Raw genomic sequence first — 17,568 nt, forward strand, 5'->3', positions numbered from 1 at the left:
TCGCGCGCCGCACCGATGAGTCCCCGAGGGTCCGGGAGTCTGAATCCGCGTAGGGAACATCGAGCGAGGAGCGCGGAGCCATGGGGAAGCTGACACTCACCACCTTTTTGACCCTCGACGGCGTGATGCAGGCGCCCGGGGCGCCGGAGGAGGATCCCAGCGGCGGGTTCGAGTACGGCGGGTGGCTGGTGCCGTTCGCCGACGAGGGGATGGGGGAGTTCGTCACCGAGGTCTTCGGGAAGACGGAGGCGTTCCTGCTCGGGCGGCGGACGTACGAGATCTTCGCCTCCTACTGGCCGCGGCACGACGACCCCGCCGATCCCGTCGCGGCCAAACTGAACCGCCTGCCGAAGTACGTGGCCTCGACGACGCTCAAGGAGCCGCAATGGGGCCCCGCCACCGTGCTCGACGGGGAGCAGCTGCAGAGCGAGATCGTGCGGGTGAAGGACGCGATGGAGGGGGAGCTGCAGGTGCACGGCAGCGGTGCGCTCGCGCAGTGGCTGCTGGCCCGCGATCTCGTGGACGAGATGAACCTGCTGGTCTTCCCCGTGTTCCTGGGGGCCGGGCGGAGGCTGTTTCCCACCGGCGGGCTGCCGACCGCCTTCGAGCTGACCGGTTCGCGGACGACCCCGGCCGGGACGGCCATCCACACCTACCGGCCGAAGGGGCGGGCCACCTTCGGCTCCTTCGCGGACTGACCCGGCGCTCTAGCGGGGGTCGAGCGCCAGCTGGACCACGCGGCCCTCGCGCAGGACGAGCAGGTCCGGGGACTCGTGCTCGTAGTGGCGGATCCGGCCGACCGGGCCCGGCGGGCGGATGTGGGGCGCGACGGTCATGAGGAAGTCCTCCAGCTCCGGGAGCTGTTCCTCGTGGATTTCCTGGCGGGCCGTCAGCGCCCAGCCCTCGTGGTTGCCCCGGGCGAGTTCGCCGACGAGCACGCCCCCGACGCGCCAGGCCGGGCCGCGGGCGCCCAGGAGGTCGGCGTCCGGTGCGAGCTGGCGCCGGATCTCCGCGAGGACGGCTTCCGGCGTGCCCTCGACGAGGTCGAAGGCGAGGTCCAGGGCGTAGAGATCAGCCATGCGGTCGATGCTACGGGGCCGCGGGGGGCCGCCCGGAACGGGGTCGCCGGGGAAGATCGGCTCCGGTAGCGTGGCGGGCACCATCCGTGTGAGCCGCCGACGTCTCCACCTCGTACGCGCCACGTTGGAGATCACCGGTGACCGTCATCTCACCCGCCCTGGCCGCCGCTCCCCGCCGCACCTGGCCCGCCGACCTGCCCGTGCTGGCCGTCGCCGTCGTCTGGGGCGGCAGCTACCTCGCCGCCAAGGGCATCACCGCCGCGCACACCGTCGTCGCCGTGCTCGTGCTGCGCTTCGCGCTCGTGCTGCCCGTCCTCGTCGTCGCCGGCTGGCGGCGCCTGAGGGCACTGAACACGGCCCAGCTGCGCGGCGCCGGGGTGCTGGGGCTCGTACTCGGCGGGATCTTCCTCCTGGAGACCTACGGGGTGGTGCACACCTCCGCCACCAACGCCGGCCTGATCATCAGCCTGACCATGATCTTCACGCCGCTGGCCGAGGCCGCCGTACGGCGCAGGGCGCCCTCCGGTGCCTTCCTCGGCGCCGCCGCCGTGTCCGTCGCCGGGGTCGTGCTGCTGACCCAGGGAGGCGGACTCACCGCGCCCGGCCTCGGTGACCTGCTGATCCTCGGCGCCGCCCTCGCCCGGACCCTGCACGTCCTGCTGATGGCGCGCACCAAGGCCGTCCAGGACGCCGACTCGCTGTCGCTGACCACCGTGCAGCTCGGCAGCGCCGTCCTCGTCTTCGCCCTGCTGGCCGCCGTGCCCGGGACCGGGGACGGCCCGTGGGCCGCGGCCGCCGGCTTCGGGGCGGCCGAATGGGCGGGCCTCGCCTTCCTGTCCGTCTTCTGCACGCTCTTCGCCTTCTTCGTGCAGATGTGGGCCGTACGCCGGACCTCGCCCTCCCGCGTGAGCCTGCTGCTCGGCACCGAGCCGCTGTGGGCGGCCGCGGCCGGCATCGTCATCGGCGGCGAGCACCTCGGCGCCCTCGGCTTCGCGGGTGCGGCGCTCGTGCTGGCCGGCACCGCGTGGGGGCGCCGAGCCGCCGCCTGATTGTCCGAAAGGGGCTCCTGTTCAAGGTCAACTCCCGGCCTACGCTGGCCCCCATGCCCGTTCTGGATCTCAGCAGCCTCGCCGACGACTTCAACGAGAATCCGTACCCGCACTACGCGCGGTTACGGGAGAGCGGCCCCGTCCACCGCGTCAAGACGGCCGACGGTGAGGAGATCTGGCTCATCGTCGGCCACGACGAGGCCCGGCAGGCCCTCGCCCACCCCCACGTGGCGAAGAACTGGCAGATCGCCGGCCTCTACGCCGACCGCACCACCACCTCCCTCAGCACCAACATGCTCCGCTCCGATCCGCCCCACCACACCCGGCTGCGCCGGCTGGTGGCCCGCGAGTTCACCGCCCGCCGCATCGAGGACCTGCGCCCGCGCGTCCAGCAGGTCACCGACGATCTGCTCGACGCGATGGCCGCCGCCCCCGGCCGGCACGCCGATCTGATCTCCTCCTTCGCCGTGCCGCTGCCGATGACCGTCATCTGCGAGCTCCTCGGCGTCCCCGACCTCGAACGCGGCCGCTTCCGCCGGTGGTCCACCGAGATCGTCGCGCCCACCGGCAAGGAGGCCGAGGCCGCCGCCCTGCGCGCCATGTCCGCATACCTCGCCGAGCTCACCGACGCCAAGCGTGCCAACCCCGGCGAGGACCTGCTCAGCGCCCTGATCCGGACCCGCGACGAGGACGGCGACCGGCTGTCCCCCGAGGAACTGGTCGGCATGGCCTTCCTGCTGCTCGTGGCGGGCCACGAGACCACCGTGAACCTGATCGGCAACGGCGTACGGGCCCTGCTCGACCACCCCGACCAGCTGGCGGCCCTGCGCGCCGACCCGGACGGCCTGATCGACGGCGCGGTGGAGGAGATGCTCCGCTACGACGGCCCCCTGGAGAGCGCCACCTTCCGCTTCGCGAACGACGACCTGGAGATCGGCGACACCTTCATCGAGGCCGGCTCCGCCGTCCTGGTCTCCCTCGCCGCCGCCGACCGCGACCCGCTGCGCTTCCCCCGGCCCGACGCCTTCGACATCCGCCGCACCGGCCGGAGCCACATGGCCTTCGGCCACGGGATCCACTTCTGCCTCGGCGCCCCGCTCGCCCGGATGGAGGGCCGCATCGCGGTCCGGGCCCTGCTGGAACGATTCCCCGACCTGTCCGAGGACCCCGGTGCCGGCCCCCGCGAGTGGATCCCCGGCGCCCTCATCCGGGGTGTGAAGCGGCTCCCGGTCTGCTGGTAGCCGCGCGATGGCCTCAGAGACCGGGCAGCTCCGCCAGCAGGACCCGCCGCCGCTCCCGCCGGGACAGCTCGCACGCCTCCGCGATCCGCAGCGCGGCGAGCGCCTCCCGGCCGTCGCACGGGTTGGAGCCCTCGCCGCGCACCAGGCGGACGAAGGCCGCCAGCTCCGCCTCGTACGCCGGGGCGAACCGCTCCAGGAACCCCGTCCACGGCTTGCTCGCCGGGGGCGGGCCGTGCGGTTCCGTCGAGGCGATCGGCGTGCGGTCGTCCAGCCCGGCGGACACCTGGTCCAGCTCACCGGCCAGCTCCATGCGCACGTCGTAGCCGGCGCCGTTGCACCGGGTGCCGGTCGCCGTGACCAGGGTCCCGTCGTCCAGGGTCAGCACGGCCGCCGCCGTGTCGATGTCACCGGACTCCCGGAACCGCTCCGGTCCGGCGTCCGACCCGGCCGCGTACACCTCCAGCACCTCGCGCCCGGTCACCCAGCGCACCATGTCGAAGTCGTGCACCAGGCAGTCCCGGTACAGCCCGCCGGAGGTCGCCAGGTACGCGGCGGTCGGCGGCGCCGGATCGGCCGTCATCGTCCGTACGGTGTGCAGCCGGCCCAGCGCTCCGGACAGGACCAGCTCGCGGGCCGTGCGGTAGCCCGCGTCGAAGCGGCGCATGAACCCCACCTGGAGCAGCCCGCCGGCGGCCTCCACCTCGCGCAGCACGGCCAGCGACCGGGCCAGGTCCGGGGCCACCGGCTTCTCGCAGAACACCGGCAGCCCGCCCCGTACGGCCCGTACGACCAGCTCGGCGTGCCCCTCGGTCGAGCAGGCCACGACCACCGCGTCCACGCCCCAGGTGAAGACCTGGTCCACGGAGGGCGCGGCGGTGGCCCCCAGCCGGTCGGCGAGGCGCGCCGCCCGTGCGGGGTCGGCGTCCGCGAGCAGGAGCGAGCCCGCATCCGGGTGGCGGGCCAGCGCCGCCGCGTGGAAGGAGCCGATCCGGCCCGTTCCGATGAGCCCGATGCGCATGCACTCAACGTGACCCCGTACGGGGGACCTGTCAATCTGCCCGCGCACGCCCCGATGACCCCTCATGGTCCACTGTGGCGGATACTGGGCGGCTGGAACCGGAATGACCGATTGATGACGGACGACACGGACGAGGGAAGGGCGGCGCGGCGACGTGGCTAGGGTCGGGACAGGGGTACGGGTCGTGGGCGCCGTGCTCGCGGCGGTACTGGGAGCCTCGCTCGCGGGCTGCAGCAGTACGGGCGGCAAGCGCGCCGAGGACCGGGCGAAGGCCGAGGCGCAGGGCCGGCCCGCCGTGTCCACGCCGCGCTGGACCTTCGCGATGGTCACCCACGCGGGCGACGGCGACACCTTCTGGGACATCGTCCAGAAGGGCGCCAAGGAGGCCGCGGCCAAGGACAACATCAACTTCGTGTACGCCCACGACGACCAGGCGCAGCAGCAGGCGCAGTTCGTGCAGAACGCCATCGACCAGAAGGTCGACGGGATCGTCGTCAGCCTCGCCAAGCCGGAGGCCCTCAAGGACGTCATCGCCAAGGCCGTCAAGGCCGGCATCCCCGTGGTCACGGTCAATTCCGGATCCGCCCAGTCCGCCGAGTACGGGGCGCTGACCCACATCGGCCAGGACGAGCAGATCGCGGGCGAGGCGGTCGGTACCGAGCTGAGCAAGCGGGGCCGCAAGAAGGCCGTCTGCGTCCTGCACGAACAGGGCAACGTCGGCCACGAGCAGCGCTGCGCGGGAGCGAAGAAGACCTTCAGCGGCACAATGGAGAACCTGTACGTCGAGGGCACCAACATGCCCTCCGTCCAGGCCGCCATCCAGGCCAAGCTCCAGGCCGACCCCTCCGTCGACGCGGTCCTCACCCTCGGCGCGCCCTTCGCCCCGACCGCGATCAAGGCCAAGGACGCGGCCGCGAGCAAGGCCGAGGTGGACACCTTCGATCTCAACGAATCCGTCGCCCGCGACCTGAAGTCCGGCGCCCTCGGCTTCGCCGTCGACCAGCAGCCCTACCTCCAGGGCTACGAGGCGATCGACCTGCTCTGGCTCTACCGCTACAACGCGGACGTGCTCGGCGGCGGCCGCCCGGTGCTCACCGGCCCGCAGATCGTCACCGGCACCGAGGCCGCCAAGCTGGAGGAGTTCATCAAGCGGGGCAGCCGATGAGCACGGCCACCACCGCGGACGAACGGCTCGCGCCCACCCACGTGGTCCGCCGGCTGCTGGGCCGCCCCGAGCTCGGCGCGGTCGTCGGCGCGGCCGCCGTCTTCGTCTTCTTCTCCTTCGCCGCCGACAGCTTCCTGCGGGCCTCCAGCCTCAGCACGGTCCTGTACTCGGCCTCCACCATCGGGATCATGGCCGTCCCGGTGGCGCTGCTGATGATCGGCGGGGAGTTCGACCTGTCCGCCGGCGTCATGGTCACCACTTCGGCGCTGCTGAGCTCGATGTTCAGCTACCAGATGACCGCGAACGTCTGGGTCGGCGTCCTGGTGTCCCTGGCCGTCACCCTGGCCGTCGGCTTCTTCAACGGATTCATGCTGACCCGCACCAGACTGCCGAGCTTCATCATCACGCTCGGCACCTTCCTGATGCTGACCGGCCTGAACCTCGGCTTCACCAAGCTGATCAGCGGCTCGGTCTCCACCAAGACCATCGCCGACATGGAGGGCTTCCCCTCCGCCCGCGCCCTCTTCGCCTCCCAGTGGAACGTCGGCTCCGTCACCCTCAAGGTCACCATCCTGTGGTGGCTGGCCCTGGTCGCCGTGGCCACCTGGATCCTGCTGCGCACCCGCGCCGGGAACTGGATCTTCGCGGTGGGCGGCGGGGCCGACGCGGCCCGCGCGACCGGCGTGCCCGTCGTGAAGACCCGTATCGGCCTCTACATGGGCGTGGCCCTGTGCGCCTGGATCTCCGGACAGCACATCCTCTTCTCGTTCGACGTGGTCCAGTCGGGCGAGGGCGTCGGCAACGAGTTCCTCTACATCATCGCGGCCGTCATCGGCGGCTGTCTGATGACCGGCGGCTACGGCTCCGCCATCGGCTCGGCGGTCGGCGCCTTCATCTTCGGCATGACCAGCAACGGCATCGTCTACGCCCAGTGGAACCCGGACTGGTTCAAGTTCTTCCTCGGCGCGATGCTGCTGCTCGCGACGCTGCTCAACGCATGGGTCCGCAAGCGGGCGGAGGCAAAGTGAGCACGGCACTCGTGAAGCTGACCGAGGTCAGCAAGTACTACGGCAACATCCGCGCCCTCCAGGGGGTCTCCCTGGAGGTGTCGGCCGGCGAGATCACCTGCGTCCTCGGCGACAACGGAGCCGGCAAGTCCACCCTCATCAAGATCATCGCGGGGCTGCACCGGCACGACGCCGGATCCTTCGAGATCGAAGGGGAGGAGACCGTGCTCGCCAACCCGCGCGCGGCCCTCGACCGCGGCATCGCCACCGTCTACCAGGACCTGGCCGTCGTCCCCCTGATGCCCGTCTGGCGCAACTTCTTCCTCGGCTCGGAGCCGACCAGGGGCCGCGGCCCCTTCCGCCGCCTCGACGTGGAGCACATGCGCGCGACCACCCGCGCCGAGCTGCTGCGCATGGGCATCGACCTGCGCGACGTGGACCAGCCCATCGGCACCCTCTCCGGAGGCGAGCGGCAGTGCGTGGCCATCGCCCGCGCCGTCCACTTCGGCGCGAAGGTCCTCGTACTCGACGAGCCCACCGCCGCCCTCGGCGTCAAGCAGTCCGGCGTCGTCCTCAAATACGTCGCCGCCGCCCGCGACGCCGGCCTCGGCGTGGTCCTGATCACCCACAACCCGCACCACGCCCACCTGGTCGGGGACCGTTTCGTCCTCCTCAAGCGCGGCACCATGGCGGGCAGCCACACCCGCGACTCGATCACCCTCGACGAGCTGACCCGGCAGATGGCAGGCGGCTCCGAGCTGGAGGAACTGAGCCACGAGCTGGAGCGGGTGGCAGAATCGGGCCCGGGCCCCGCCGCGGGCGGGCCCTCGCCCCGCGGCGACGACGCCGCGCGGGGCACGGCATGAGCAAGAGGGACGACGGCACACCGATGAGCAGCACCTACCGGGGGTTCACGCCGCCGCGCCGCGGCTCCGCGCGGGCCACGGTGCTGCGCACGGTCGGCACGCGCGAGCGCAGGTCGCACCTGACCGCCCCGCGCGTCCCTACCGTCGGCATCGACATCGGCGGCACCAAGGTGATGGCCGGGGTCGTCGACGCCGACGGCATCATCCTGGAGAAGATCCGCACCGAGACCCCCGACAAGTCCAAGAGCCCCAAGGTCGTCGAGGACACCATCGTCGAGCTGGTCCTGGACCTCTCCGACCGGCACGACGTGCACGCGGTGGGCATCGGCGCGGCCGGCTGGGTCGACGCCGACCGCTCGCGCGTCCTGTTCGCCCCGCACCTGGCCTGGCGCGACGAGCCGCTGCGCGACGCCCTCCAGTCCCGGCTCGCGGTCCCGGTCATGGTCGACAACGATGCCAACACCGCCGCCTGGGCGGAGTGGCGCTTCGGGGCCGGCCGCGGCGAGGACCACCTCGTCATGATCACGCTCGGCACCGGCATCGGCGGGGCCATCCTCGAAGGCGGTCAGGTCAAGCGCGGCCGCTACGGGGTCGCCGGCGAGTTCGGCCACATGCAGGTCGTCCCCGGCGGCCACCGCTGCCCCTGCGGCAACCGGGGCTGCTGGGAGCAGTACAGCTCCGGCAACGCCCTGGTCCGCGAGGCCCGCGAGCTGGCCGCCGCCGACTCCCCGGTCGCGTACAACATCATCGCCAGGGTCGGCGGCAATGTCTCCGAGATCACCGGTCCGCTCATCACCGAGCTGGCCCGCGAGGGCGACGCCATGTGCGTCGAGCTGCTCCAGGACATCGGCCAGTGGCTCGGCGTCGGCATCGCCAACCTGGCGGCCGCCCTCGACCCCTCCTGCTTCGTCATCGGCGGCGGGGTCAGCGCCGCCGACGACCTGCTGATCGGCCCGGCCCGGGACGCCTTCCGCCGCCACCTCACCGGCCGCGGCTACCGCCCCGAGGCCCGGATCGCGAAGGCCCAGCTCGGCCCCGAGGCGGGTATGGTCGGAGCCGCCGACCTCGCCCGACTGGTCGCCCGCCGCTTCCGCCGCGCCACCCGCCGCCGCGTGGAGCGCTACGAACGGTACGAGCGCTACGCGCAGCAGCTGGGCCGGCGCGACACCACCGGCCCCGAGGACCAGGAACCGAAAGCGTGACACCCCCGCCCACCCTGCCCCGCCAGGCCCCCGCCCCTGACGGGGGCGGCACGCCGCCGCCCACCGCCGAGGACCGCAGGCACGTCGTCAAGCGCCGCTGGATCACCGCGATCATCATCGTGCTGCTGATCGGCGTACCGGCCGGCTACCTGGCGATCTCCACCCAGCAGAGCCGCGAGAGCGGACGCGACAAGGCCGCGAAGATCGGCGCGACCAAGGTGCGGCCCGGCTGGCCCTCGAAGGTGCAGCGCAGCATCTACGAGGTGCCCATCCCGGACAAGGCCTGGCGGGTCGGGTTCCTGGAGACCAACAACTGGCGCACCAGCCGGCTCTTCACCGCGTTCGCGGTCACCCCGGAGGACCTGGAGCTCTTCCTCGCCTCCGTCGGCACGAGCCGGGCCGCGCTGAACCCGGGCGAGGTCGCGATCTCCCCGCACGACTCCGAGGTCGCCGGCTGGAGCTGGAGCCCGAAGGCCACCTGGTACGGGATCACCCTGGAGCAGCCGGACCCGCGCCCCACCCGGGACATCACGGTCGACATGACGGATCCGGAGCACCCCAGGGTCTACGTGGTGTCCACCACGACCCCGTGATCCGGCCCTCCGGGTCTAGCCTTGGATCATGAAGCTCACCAAGCGGCTGCACTCCTGCGTCCAGCTGGAGAAGGACGGGCGCACGCTCGTCATCGACCCGGGCGCCTTCAGCGAACCGGACGCGGGCCTCGGGGCGGACGCCCTGCTGGTCACGCACGAACACCCCGACCACTTCGAGGAGGGCAGGCTGCGGGCCGCCCTCGACGCGAATCCGGCGGCCGGGCTGTGGACCCTGCGCAGCGTCGCCGAGAAGCTGGCCCCCGCCTATCCGGGCCGGGTGCACACCGTCGGCAACGGCGACACCTTCACCGCCGCCGGGTTCGACGTCCAGGTGCACGGAGAGCTGCACGCCGTGATCCACCCGGACATCCCGCGGATCACCAACGTCGGATACCTCGTGGACGCCTCGCTCTTCCACCCCGGGGACGCGCTGACCGTTCCCGGTGCCGGGGTGGAGACGCTGATGCTCCCGGTGCACGCGCCCTGGAACAAGATCGCCGAAGTGATCGACTACGTCCGCGAGGTCAAGCCGCGCCGGACCCTCGCCATCCACGACGCGGGTCTGACCGACCTGGCGCTGCCCATCTACGCCACCCAGATCGGCAACCTCGGCGGCGCCGAGTACGGCCGGCTCACCGCCGGGGACTCCACGGAACTGTGACTGTCGGTGCCGGGCGGTAGGTTGGGACGCATGCGTATCGCCACGTTCAACGTCAACTCCATCACCGCCCGGCTGCCCCGTCTGCTGGCCTGGCTGGAGAGCTCCGGTACGGATGTCCTGTGCATCCAGGAGACCAAGTGCTCCGCGGAGCAGTTCCCGCACGCCGAGCTGCGCGAGCTGGGCTACGAGGCGGTCGTCAACGCCACCGGCCGGTGGAACGGCGTGGCCCTGGTCTCCAAGGTCGGCCTGGAGGACGTGGTCGCGGGGCTGCCCGGCGGTCCCCACTACGAGGGGATCGAGGAGCCCCGCGCGATCTCCGCCACCTGCGGCGGGGTCCGCCTCTGGTCGGTGTACGTGCCCAACGGCCGCGAGATCGCGCACGACCACTACGGCTACAAGCTGGACTGGTTCCGCGCGCTGACCACCGCCGTCGCCGAGGACGCCGCCGGCCCCCGGCCCTTCGCCGTGCTCGGCGACTTCAACGTGGCCCCGACCGACGAGGACGTCTTCGACCCGGCGGTCTTCGAGGGCCTCACCCACGTCACCCCCGCCGAGCGGGCCGCCCTGGAGGCGCTGCGGGCCGCCGGGCTCACCGACGTGCTGCCGCGCCCCCTCAAGTACGACCGTCCGTACACGTACTGGGACTACCGCCAGCTCGCCTTCCCCAAGAACAGGGGCATGCGCATCGACCTGGTGTACGGGAACGAGCCCTTCACCAAGGCCGTCACCGACGCCTACGTCGACCGTGAGGAGCGCAAGGGCAAGGGCGCCTCCGACCACGCACCCGTCGTCGTGGACCTCGCCCTCGACAGCTAGGACGCCGCCGGGCTCGGCGGATCCCGCCAGGCGCGCCCTGTGGTCAGCGGCGGATCCTGGTGCGACGCTGGGCGGTATGAACATCCCTTTCCTGGACAACTGGCTGAACCGGCACCAATCGGAACGGGGTGCGGGTCTCGCCGGCGCCCTCGCGGACGATCCCGAGGGCGTCGCCGAGTTGTTCTCGGAGTGCGAGATGCTGCGCGTCCAGGCGAGGCAGGCCGGGCTCGAACTCGACGAGAGTCAGGGCTCGTTGGAGGCGCTCGACCAGCTGATGCCGCGATGGCGGCGGGATCCCGAGATCGTGCCCTGGCTCGGCAACGACGCGGGCTTCTACCTCGGGACCGTGATCATCCGGACCATCCCGGGCGCCGCCTGGCAGGTCTGGCCCAACGGCCAGCCGGTGATCCGGCTGGCCTCGGGCCGCGAGCTGAACGTGATCGAATCGGGGGTCTCCTGGGCGATGACCGGTTCCCCCGAGCTCAGCCAGGCCTACGCGGAGGCCTCGGAGGGCTGACCCGCCGCGAGCTTTATGTCCCCTTTAGGCGTGTCGGGGTGAAGTGCCCTTCCCGGGCTGGATAGTTTGCGCTGACCTCGACACCGACAAGTGGGCAGGGCAGCGCATGGCCGTCGATCCGTTGATCGAGCTGCGGGACGTCAACAAACACTTCGGACAGTTGCACGTACTACAGGACATCAACCTCACCGTCGGCCGCGGGGAGGTGGTGGTGATCATCGGCCCGTCCGGCTCGGGGAAATCCACCCTGTGCCGGGCCGTCAACCGGCTGGAGACCGTCGAGTCCGGCACCATCCTCCTCGACGGACAGCCGCTGCCCGCCGAGGGCAGGGAGCTGGCCCACCTGCGCGCCGAGGTCGGGATGGTCTTCCAGTCCTTCAACCTCTTCGCGCACAAGACCGTCCTCGCCAACGTCTCCCTCGCGCAGATCAAGGTCCGCAAACGCCGCAGGGAGGAGGCGGACAAGCGCTCCCGCGAGCTCCTGGACCGCGTCGGCCTCGCCGACCAGGCCGACAAGTACCCCGCCCAGCTCTCCGGCGGTCAGCAGCAGCGCGTCGCCATCGCCCGCGCCCTCGCCATGGACCCCAAGGCCCTGCTCTTCGACGAGCCCACCTCCGCCCTCGACCCGGAGATGATCAACGAGGTGCTGGAGGTCATGCAGCAGCTGGCCAGCGAGGGCATGACCATGGTCGTGGTCACCCACGAGATGGGCTTCGCCCGCTCCGCCGCCAACCGCGTCGTGTTCATGGCCGACGGGAGGATCGTCGAGGACCGGACCCCGGAGGAGTTCTTCACCGCCCCCGAGAGCGCGCGGGCCAAGGACTTCCTCTCCAAGATCCTCAAGCACTGAGGGGCCGGGCCCATGAGACACCTGCGCGCCCTCGCGCTCCTCGCGGTCCTGCTCGCCGCCGCCACCGGCTGCGGCAGGTCCGGCAGCCCCCCGGTCAAGGGACCACAGCCCGAGGACCTGCCCGCGTACGAGGTCGACACCGCCTTCCGGCTGCCCGACTCCCGGACCTGGGAGAAGGCCCGCAAGCGCGGCCACCTGGTGGTCGGCGCCAAGGAGGACCAGCCGTACCTGGGGGAGAAGGACCCCGCGAGCGGCGGCTACTCCGGCTTCGACATCGAGATCGCCAAGATGATGGCGGCCGCGCTCGGCTTCGACCCCGGGACCACCGTGTTCCGCACGATCGCCTCCGCCAACCGCGAGACGGCCCTGCAGAACGGCCAAATCGACTACTACGTCGGCACCTACACGATCAACGACAACCGCAAGAAGCAGGTGGGCTTCGCCGGCCCCTACTTCATGGCCGGCCAGTCCCTCCTGGTCCGCAGGAACGAGAAGGACATCAAGGGCCCCGAGGACCTCGCGGGCAGGAAGGTCTGCTCGGCCGCCGGATCCACCCCGTACCAGCGCCTCCAGAAGGAGTTTCCCAAGGCGGTCCTCGTCGCCTACGACACCTACTCGGTCTGCGTGGACAACCTGCTCACCTACCAGGTCGACGCCGTCTCCACCGACGACTCCATCCTCCTCGGCTACGCCGCCAAGGTCCCCGAGGAACTCAAGGTCGTCGGAAAGCCCTTCTCCAAGGAGCCCTACGGCATCGGCGTCCCGCGCGGCGACAACGCCCTGCGCTTCGCCCTCGACGACGCCCTGGAGGAGAACGAGAAGGACGGCAACTGGAAGAAGGCCTACGAGGCCACGCTCGGCCTGTCCGGCGTGCCCGCCCCCGCTCCGCCGCCCATCGACCGCTACCCGGCGGGCTGAAGGAGACGACACCGCCATGGACGTACTCACCAAGAACTTCTCGCTCTACGGGAAGGGCTTCCTCGGCACGGTCGAGCTGACCGTCTACGCCTCCCTCCTCGCCCTGGTCCTCGGCTTCGTCATGGCCTCCTTCCGCGTCGCACCCGTCGGCTCCTTCCGGGTCTTCGGCACGGTCTGGGTGGCCGTCCTGCGCAACACCCCGCTCACCCTGCTCTTCTTCGCGGTGCTGCTGGGCCTGCCCCGTTTCGGCCTGGTGCTGCCCTTCCAGCTCTTCGCCGTCCTCGCCCTGGGCTGCTACACCTCCGCCTTCATCTGCGAGGCGCTGCGCTCGGGCATCAACACCGTCCCCAAGGGCCAGGGCGAGGCCGCCCGCAGCCTGGGCATGTCCTTCGGCCAGACGCTGGGCACGGTGATCCTCCCGCAGGCCTTCCGCTCCGTCATCCCGCCCATCGGCTCCACCCTGATCGCGCTCGCCAAGAACTCCGCGATCGCCGGCGCCTTCAGCGTCACCGAGCTGCTGGGCACGTACAAGACCCTCAACGAGCTGGGCTACAGCATCATCTGGACCTTCGTCTGGATCGCCGTCGGCTACCTGATCATCACCCTGTCCATCAGCGCGCTCTTCAACGTGCTGGAGAAGCGCTTCGGAGTCGCCCGATGACCGCGCACGCGCTCCACGGGGACATGGAGTCCACCGCCCTCTACGACATCCCGGGCCCCCAGGCCCGGCGCCGCCACTTCCTCTACGGGATCCTGTCGACCGCCGTGATCCTCGCGCTGCTGGCCTGGATCCTCTACCTGCTCTTCGACACCCACCAGTTCACCGCCGCCAAGTGGCGCCCCTTCGCCTACGAGGGCATCCAGGAGCTGCTGCTGAAGGGGCTGGGCAACACCCTCAAGGCCTTCGCCTACGCCTCGGTGCTCTCGCTCCTGCTCGGCGCGGTGCTCGCCACCGGCAGGCTCTCGGTCCACCGGCCGGTGCGCTGGCTCGCCACGGTGTGCGTGGAGTTCTTCCGGGCCATGCCGGTACTGGTGATGATCTTCTTCATCTTCGTCGCGCTGAAGGTCCAGCCGCTGCCCGCGCTGGTGGCGGGGCTGACGCTCTACAACGGCTCGGTGCTCGCGGAGGTCTTCCGTACGGGCATCAACGCGGTGGCCAAGGGCCAGCGCGAGGCCGCCTACGCGCTCGGCATGCGCAAGACGCAGGTGATGACCTTCGTCCTCGCCCCGCAGGCGGTCCGGGCGATGCTGCCGACGATCATCAGCCAGCTGGTGGTGGCGCTGAAGGACACCTCGCTCGGCTTCCTGATCACCTACGAGGAGTTCCTTCACGCGGGCAAGCTGATCGCCTCCAACCTGGACTACGACCTGCCCTTCATCCCCGTCGTGATGATCATCTCGCCGGTCTACATCGGGATGTGCATGCTGCTGTCCTGGTGCGCCACCTGGGTCGCCCGGCGGGAGCGGCGCAGCCTCAAGACCCGGGCGGTGGAGGTCGCCCCGGCCGAGCCGGGGGTGGTGCTGCCGGGCCGGGAGTAGCCCCTCCGGAGCCCTCCCCACCCGGCAGCAGCCGCGGTCACTGCTCGCGCAGCGGCACCGAGACGTACGAGGGATCGGTGCGCGGCGAGGAGAAGGTCAGCTGCGCGCCGGTGGGGTTGTGCTCGATGTAGAGCGGGTCCACGGTGTCGACGACGAGGGCGAGCCGGTGGCCCGCGGGCACGTCGTAGGCGGTGGAGAAGAGCTCCAGGTCCACGCCGAACGCCTGCCCGGGGGTGCGGCCGTGGAAGGTGTACGGGGCGTTGCTGACCAGCTTGCCGATGCCGAGCGGGCCGACGTCGTAGAGGTACGCGACGAAGGTGCCGTCGGCCTTCGTGGGGGTGACGGTGGTGTGCAGCCGGGCCGTGCCGCGGATGCGGCGGTCCCCGGCGTAGCGCTCCGACTGCCAGACGGCCGCGAAGGCGCGGGGCAGGAGGGGGATGGAGGCGGCCGGGGGCGCCTTGACGAACTGGTCGAGGACGCTGGAGAGGAAGATGATCCCGCCGTTGGCGCCGGAGTCCACGTTGGCGAAGAGGTGCTCGCTGTCGGAGAGCTTCAGCTTCTCGGTGCCGCCGGAGCCGACCGACTTCCAGTCGGCGTAGCCCTCGTAGCCGTCGTTGCTGCGGGACTTGAGCTGCACCGGGGCCTCGGTGTCGATCCCGTTGCGCTCGCCCTTGAGGTAGCGGTCGAACCAGCGGTGGGCGTTGGTCCAGGTGTCGTTGGGCAGGCCGAGCAGGCCGGTGCCCTCGGCGGTGGCGTGGTCGCCGGGGCGCAGCTCCAGGCGCTTGGGGCCGGTCAGCTTCTCGAAGAACTTCGCGTACTGGTTGGGCGGGAAGATGGTGTCGCCCCACGCGTTGCCGAGCATGATCGCGGCGCCGTTGGCGTTGATCCGGTCCACCTGTTCGGCGGCCGAGCGCTTCCTGCCCCAGTCGATCATCGCCTGCTCGTTCTCCAGCTTCGAGCCGAGGAAGTCGCCGAGGATCTGCTGGAGTTCGGGGCCGGGGCGGCCGGTGAGGTAGCCGGTGGCGCCGAGCATGGCGGCGGCCTGGAGGTGCTGGGTGCGGCCGGAGTAGATGGACTCGATGAGGTCGGCCCAGCCGCTCATCGCGACCACGGCCTTGACGCGGGGGTCGTGGGCGGAGGCCAGCAGGCTGATGCCCGCGCCGTACGAGACCCCGCCGAGGCCGATGCGTTCGGCGTCGGCGGGGGTGTGGGCGAGGGCCCAGTCGATGACGGCGGAGACGTCGGCGATGTCCGGGGGACCGGCCACCTCGATCTGCCCGCCGGAGAGCCAGAAGCCGCGGGAGGTGTAACCGACCACGACGTAGCCGGAGTCCGCGAGCTTCCTGGCCTGGGCGATGTATTCGATCTGGGGCATGCCCCAGCTGGTGGGCAGCACGATGAGCGGGTACTTCCGGCCGGCCCCGGCGCCCGCCGGGGTGAAGACGTTGCCCTTGAGGGTGATGCCTCCGGAGCCGGGGATGTCGTGGAACCGCAGCTCCGGCGAGGCGTCGGCGGAGGCCGTCACGGTGGTGGCGGGAGCTGCCTGGGCCTGGTGGGGGGCCAGGCCCAGGGCGGCTGCCGCCAGCAGGGCCGCCACGGCTGCGGCGGTGGTGGTGCGTTCCATCAATCGCTCCTCGCGTACGCCGGGGTCGTCAAAGTGACCCGACGGTAACCGCAAGGGGTTACCGGAAGTAACCCATGGGTAAGTTACGCGCTGGTAACGATTGAACGGAAGTCAGTGCCCGGATCAGCCGTTCTGGGGCGCGCCGGACAGGGCGCTCTTGGCCTTCCACTGGTCCCAGGAGAGGTTCCACTCGCCGTAGCCGTTGCCGATGTCGGCGTTGCCCTTCGAGCCCTCGCCGACGACCTCGAACGGGTCGCCGACCTGCACCTGGGCGTAGAAGGCCTTGGCGTTGGCGTCGCTCATGCCCACGCAGCCGGAACTGGTGTTGGCGCTGCCGAAGTTGGCGCTGTTCCACGGCGCGGCGTGCACGTACATGCCCGACCAGGTTAGCCGCATCGAGTAGTCGACCATCTTGTCGTAGGCGTCGCCCAGGCCCACCGTCTGGGAGTCCATCCGGATGGTGCCCTCCTTCGACATCAGCACCATCTTCCCGGACCAGGAGGCCTTCTTGCCGCCCGGTGTGCCGGCCGAGATCGGGATGGTCTTCACCGCCTGGCCGTCCTCGGTCACCGTCAGCTTCTTGGTGTCGAGGCTGACCTCCATCCGGCGGTCCTTGCCGATCTTGAACTCGGTGCTGTAGTCCCGCGCGAACAGGCCGCCGCCCGGGCCGGAGTCCACGCCGTTCAGGTTCATCTCGACCTTCACGTCCGTGCCGGACTTCCAGTAGTCCTTCGGCCGCCAGTCCACCCGGTCGTTGCCGGAGTAGTCCTTGAACCAGCCCCAGGATCCCTCGGTGTTGTCCGAGGTGGTGACCTTCAGCTGCTTCTCCACCTCGGCCTTGTTCTTGACCGGGTTGTCGAAGACCAGCGAGATCGGCATGCCCACGCCCACCGTGCTGCCCTTGGCCACGTTGATCGAGACCTTGTTCACCTTGTCGGCGGCGGTGGTCTTGAACTGGGTGGTCGCGCTCTGGCTGTCGGTGTTCTGCGCCTCGACCTTGTAGTCCGTGCCGGGTGCGGCGTTGCGCCCCGAGGTCCAGGTCTTGCCGTCGGCGGATATCTGCCCGGGCAGCTCCCCGCCCTTGGAGTCCGTCACCTTCACCAGCGAGAGCTTGCCTTCGGTGATGGTCACCTTCACGGGCTCACCGGCCTTGACCTGATCGCCCGTGAGGTTCACGGAAACGGCCATGTCCGGCTTCTGCTTCATATCCGCCTTGCCGGATCCGCTCCCCGCGGTTCCCGAGCCGCCCCCGCAGGCGGTCAGCGCGAGGGCCAGAAGTGCGGTGCCAGCCATGGCGGTGCGGCGTGTGCGGCTCAACGGAAAACCCCTCCAAAGAAATGAACGTCCGCAAAGTAGGAGCGGACAGAGCGACTTTAGGTTGCGGAACTCGGGGAAAAGGTCCGGATTTCCTCTGTGACATGGA

The 17,568-nt window shown here is 70.8% G+C and carries 19 protein-coding genes; 15 read left to right on the forward strand and 4 right to left on the reverse strand.

Translation table 11 applies throughout. From position 1 onward, the window contains the following. The first annotated feature begins 80 nt into the window (after window positions 1–80). Window positions 81–698, forward strand: a complete 618-nt coding sequence (locus ACFTXQ_RS26025; protein ID WP_382644724.1) for a dihydrofolate reductase family protein — start codon at window positions 81–83, stop codon at window positions 696–698. Between the two features lie 9 nt (window positions 699–707). Here the strand turns inward: ACFTXQ_RS26025 and ACFTXQ_RS26030 are convergent, their stop codons facing one another. Then, window positions 708–1,079, reverse strand: coding sequence for a hypothetical protein (locus tag ACFTXQ_RS26030; protein ID WP_382644726.1), 372 nt, complete (start codon window positions 1,077–1,079; stop codon window positions 708–710). 137 nt (window positions 1,080–1,216) lie between these two features. Here ACFTXQ_RS26030 and ACFTXQ_RS26035 point away from each other — a divergent pair, with 137 nt between their 5' ends. After that, entirely contained in the window at window positions 1,217–2,128 is a 912-nt protein-coding gene (locus ACFTXQ_RS26035; protein WP_382644728.1) for a DMT family transporter, read from the forward strand. A 53-nt stretch (window positions 2,129–2,181) separates the two neighbouring features. Continuing rightward, a complete protein-coding gene (locus ACFTXQ_RS26040; protein WP_382644730.1) occupies window positions 2,182–3,369 on the forward strand; it encodes a cytochrome P450 in 1,188 nt (395 codons plus the stop codon). A 13-nt stretch (window positions 3,370–3,382) separates the two neighbouring features. On the opposite strand, the gene ACFTXQ_RS26045 is transcribed toward ACFTXQ_RS26040, so the two are convergent. Then, window positions 3,383–4,387 carry a Gfo/Idh/MocA family oxidoreductase gene (locus ACFTXQ_RS26045; protein WP_382644732.1) on the reverse strand — a complete coding sequence of 335 codons (1,005 nt, stop codon included), beginning with the start codon at window positions 4,385–4,387 and terminating at the stop codon, window positions 3,383–3,385. Between the two features lie 184 nt (window positions 4,388–4,571). Between ACFTXQ_RS26045 and ACFTXQ_RS26050 the strand changes: the two genes are divergently transcribed. The 12 genes from ACFTXQ_RS26050 (at window position 4,572) to ACFTXQ_RS26105 (ending at window position 14,521) form a co-directional block, all read left to right on the forward strand. Beyond that, window positions 4,572–5,552 carry a substrate-binding domain-containing protein gene (locus tag ACFTXQ_RS26050; protein WP_382644734.1) on the forward strand — a complete coding sequence of 327 codons (981 nt, stop codon included), beginning with the start codon at window positions 4,572–4,574 and terminating at the stop codon, window positions 5,550–5,552. Then, window positions 5,549–6,580: an ABC transporter permease gene (locus tag ACFTXQ_RS26055; RefSeq protein ID WP_382644736.1), complete on the forward strand. Its 1,032-nt coding sequence runs from the start codon at window positions 5,549–5,551 to the stop codon at window positions 6,578–6,580. Before ACFTXQ_RS26050 ends, ACFTXQ_RS26055 begins: the two co-directional genes overlap by 4 nt. Further along, window positions 6,550–7,425 (forward strand): ATP-binding cassette domain-containing protein, encoded by an 876-nt coding sequence (locus ACFTXQ_RS26060; RefSeq protein WP_382644738.1) that lies wholly within the window; start codon window positions 6,550–6,552, stop codon window positions 7,423–7,425. The genes ACFTXQ_RS26055 and ACFTXQ_RS26060 overlap by 31 nt, the downstream gene beginning before the upstream one ends. Further along, window positions 7,422–8,627, forward strand: a complete 1,206-nt coding sequence (locus ACFTXQ_RS26065) for an ROK family glucokinase (RefSeq protein WP_382644740.1) — start codon at window positions 7,422–7,424, stop codon at window positions 8,625–8,627. Before ACFTXQ_RS26060 ends, ACFTXQ_RS26065 begins: the two co-directional genes overlap by 4 nt. Then, window positions 8,624–9,220, forward strand: coding sequence for a hypothetical protein (locus tag ACFTXQ_RS26070; protein ID WP_382644742.1), 597 nt, complete (start codon window positions 8,624–8,626; stop codon window positions 9,218–9,220). The genes ACFTXQ_RS26065 and ACFTXQ_RS26070 overlap by 4 nt, the downstream gene beginning before the upstream one ends. 28 nt (window positions 9,221–9,248) lie before the next feature. Then, window positions 9,249–9,881, forward strand: a complete 633-nt coding sequence (locus ACFTXQ_RS26075) for an MBL fold metallo-hydrolase (protein WP_382644744.1) — start codon at window positions 9,249–9,251, stop codon at window positions 9,879–9,881. 30 nt (window positions 9,882–9,911) lie between these two features. Then, window positions 9,912–10,697, forward strand: coding sequence for an exodeoxyribonuclease III (locus ACFTXQ_RS26080; RefSeq protein ID WP_382644746.1), 786 nt, complete (start codon window positions 9,912–9,914; stop codon window positions 10,695–10,697). A 76-nt stretch (window positions 10,698–10,773) separates the two neighbouring features. Then, window positions 10,774–11,214 carry a DUF6278 family protein gene (locus ACFTXQ_RS26085; protein ID WP_382644748.1) on the forward strand — a complete coding sequence of 147 codons (441 nt, stop codon included), beginning with the start codon at window positions 10,774–10,776 and terminating at the stop codon, window positions 11,212–11,214. A gap of 106 nt (window positions 11,215–11,320) precedes the next feature. Continuing rightward, on the forward strand, window positions 11,321–12,064 hold the full coding sequence (locus ACFTXQ_RS26090) for an amino acid ABC transporter ATP-binding protein (protein WP_382644750.1): 744 nt from the start codon (window positions 11,321–11,323) through the stop codon (window positions 12,062–12,064). Between the two features lie 12 nt (window positions 12,065–12,076). After that, entirely contained in the window at window positions 12,077–12,982 is a 906-nt protein-coding gene (locus ACFTXQ_RS26095) for a glutamate ABC transporter substrate-binding protein (protein ID WP_382644752.1), read from the forward strand. Between the two features lie 16 nt (window positions 12,983–12,998). Beyond that, window positions 12,999–13,643, forward strand: coding sequence for an amino acid ABC transporter permease (locus ACFTXQ_RS26100; protein ID WP_382644754.1), 645 nt, complete (start codon window positions 12,999–13,001; stop codon window positions 13,641–13,643). Next, window positions 13,640–14,521, forward strand: coding sequence for an amino acid ABC transporter permease (locus tag ACFTXQ_RS26105; RefSeq protein WP_382644756.1), 882 nt, complete (start codon window positions 13,640–13,642; stop codon window positions 14,519–14,521). Before ACFTXQ_RS26100 ends, ACFTXQ_RS26105 begins: the two co-directional genes overlap by 4 nt. A gap of 37 nt (window positions 14,522–14,558) precedes the next feature. Here ACFTXQ_RS26105 and ACFTXQ_RS26110 read toward each other — a convergent pair whose 3' ends face one another. Together ACFTXQ_RS26110 and ACFTXQ_RS26115 are read right to left on the reverse strand one after the other, a co-directional pair. Beyond that, window positions 14,559–16,145, reverse strand: coding sequence for a CocE/NonD family hydrolase (locus ACFTXQ_RS26110; protein ID WP_382644758.1), 1,587 nt, complete (start codon window positions 16,143–16,145; stop codon window positions 14,559–14,561). A 123-nt stretch (window positions 16,146–16,268) separates the two neighbouring features. Then, window positions 16,269–17,438: an Ig-like domain-containing protein gene (locus ACFTXQ_RS26115; protein ID WP_382644817.1), complete on the reverse strand. Its 1,170-nt coding sequence runs from the start codon at window positions 17,436–17,438 to the stop codon at window positions 16,269–16,271. Window positions 17,439–17,568: the final 130 nt, after the last annotated feature.

The organism is Streptomyces sp. NPDC057010, assembly GCF_042673805.1.
Lineage (GTDB): Bacteria > Actinomycetota > Actinomycetes > Streptomycetales > Streptomycetaceae > Streptomyces.